The sequence below is a fragment of the Arthrobacter sp. SO5 genome (assembly GCF_020532805.1).
Lineage (GTDB): Bacteria > Actinomycetota > Actinomycetes > Actinomycetales > Micrococcaceae > Arthrobacter.
This window is the reverse complement of the sequence record NZ_MQTQ01000041.1, coordinates 80,584-82,247: the sequence shown is the minus strand read 5'-3', so window position 1 is coordinate 82,247 and position 1,664 is coordinate 80,584. Positions and strand designations below refer to the sequence as shown.

At 66.6% G+C, this 1,664-nt stretch carries 1 protein-coding gene; it reads left to right on the top strand.

Annotated elements, in window-relative coordinates:
• Positions 1-65 precede the first annotated feature (65 nt).
• On the top strand, positions 66-1,664 hold a 1,599-nt coding region (locus BJG92_RS07635), incomplete at its 3' end, for a UvrD-helicase domain-containing protein (RefSeq protein ID WP_374199775.1).

Below are 1,664 nucleotides of genomic sequence, written 5' to 3'. Positions count from 1 at the left end.
CGGCGGGAAGCATCGGGCCCGCCGGCAGCCACGGGGGGAGCGAAGCCGGCGACCGGGGCCGCCAACTGCTCCCAGGCCCGGACGAGCTCCTGGCGGGCCTGAACCCGCAGCAGGAAGAAGCCGTGAAGCACGCCGGCAGTGCCCTGCTCATCGTCGCCGGCGCCGGCTCGGGCAAGACCCGGGTGCTCAGCAACCGCATCGCCTACCTGATCGCCACGCGCCGGGCCCACCACGGCGAGATCCTGGCCATCACCTTCACCAACAAAGCCGCCGCGGAAATGCGCGAGCGGGTCGAGGCCCTCGTCGGCAGCCGGGCTAAGACCATGTGGGTCTCCACGTTCCACTCGTCCTGCGTCAGGATCCTGCGCCGCGAGGCCAAGAACATCGGCCTGAACTCCAACTTTTCCATCTACGATTCCGCAGACTCGCTGCGCCTGGTCAATCTTGTGGCCAAGAACCTGGACCTTGATCCGAAACGCTTTGCCCCCAAGGCCATCCAGCACAAGATCTCTGCCCTCAAGAACGAGCTCATCGACGCCGATAGCTACTCCTCGAGTGCCAACCACAACGACCCCTTCGAGCAGGCCGTCGCCGAGGTCTTCAAGGGCTATACCCAGCGGCTGCGCCAGGCCAACGCCATGGACTTCGACGACCTGATCGCCGAGACCGTCTACATGTTCCGGGCCTTCCCGGCGCTCGCGGACTCCTACCGGCGCCGCTTCCGGCACGTCCTCGTGGACGAATACCAGGACACCAACCACGCCCAGTACGCCCTGGTGCGCGAGATCGTCGGCGAGGGACCCAGCGCGGCCGAGCTCACCGTCGTCGGCGATTCGGACCAATCCATCTACGCCTTCCGCGGCGCCGACATCCGCAACATCGTGGAGTTCGAAAAGGACTACCCGGACGCCCGCACCATCAAGCTGGAGCAGAACTACCGCTCCACCCAGACGATCCTCAGCGCCGCCAACTCCGTCATTTCCCGGAACCCCAACCGGCCCGAGAAGCGGCTCTGGACCGCCGAGGGGGACGGCGAGAAGATTGTCGGCTACGTCGGGGAGAACGAACACGACGAGGCCCAGTTCATCGCCAAGGAAATTGACCGGCTGCAGGACGAGGGCGATCTGCGCCCGGGCGACGTCGCCATCTTCTACCGCACCAACGCCCAGTCCCGCTCTATCGAGGATGTCCTGGTCCGCGTCGGACTGCCCTACAAGGTGGTCGGCGGCACGCGTTTCTACGAGCGCAAGGAAATTAAGGACGCGCTCGCCTACCTCCGGGTGCTGGTCAACCCCGACGACGACGTCAATCTCCGCCGCATCCTCAACGAGCCCAAACGCGGGATTGGTGACCGCGCCGAAGGTGCCGTGGCGTCCCTCGCCCAGCGCGACCGGATCTCCTTCATGGCCGCAGCCCGCCGCGCCGACGAGGCACCCGGCATGGCCACCCGTTCCGTCAACGCCGTGCAGGGCTTCGTAAAGCTGCTCGATGACCTTGCCGAGGTGGCCTCCGGCTCCGGTGCAGCGGCAGCGCTCGAGGCCGTGCTGGAACAGACCGGCTACCTTGCCGGGCTGCGGTCCAGCACCGACCCGCAGGACGAGTCCCGGGTCGAAAACCTCGCGGAACTCGTCGCCGTCGTGCGTGAATACGAACGCGACAACCCC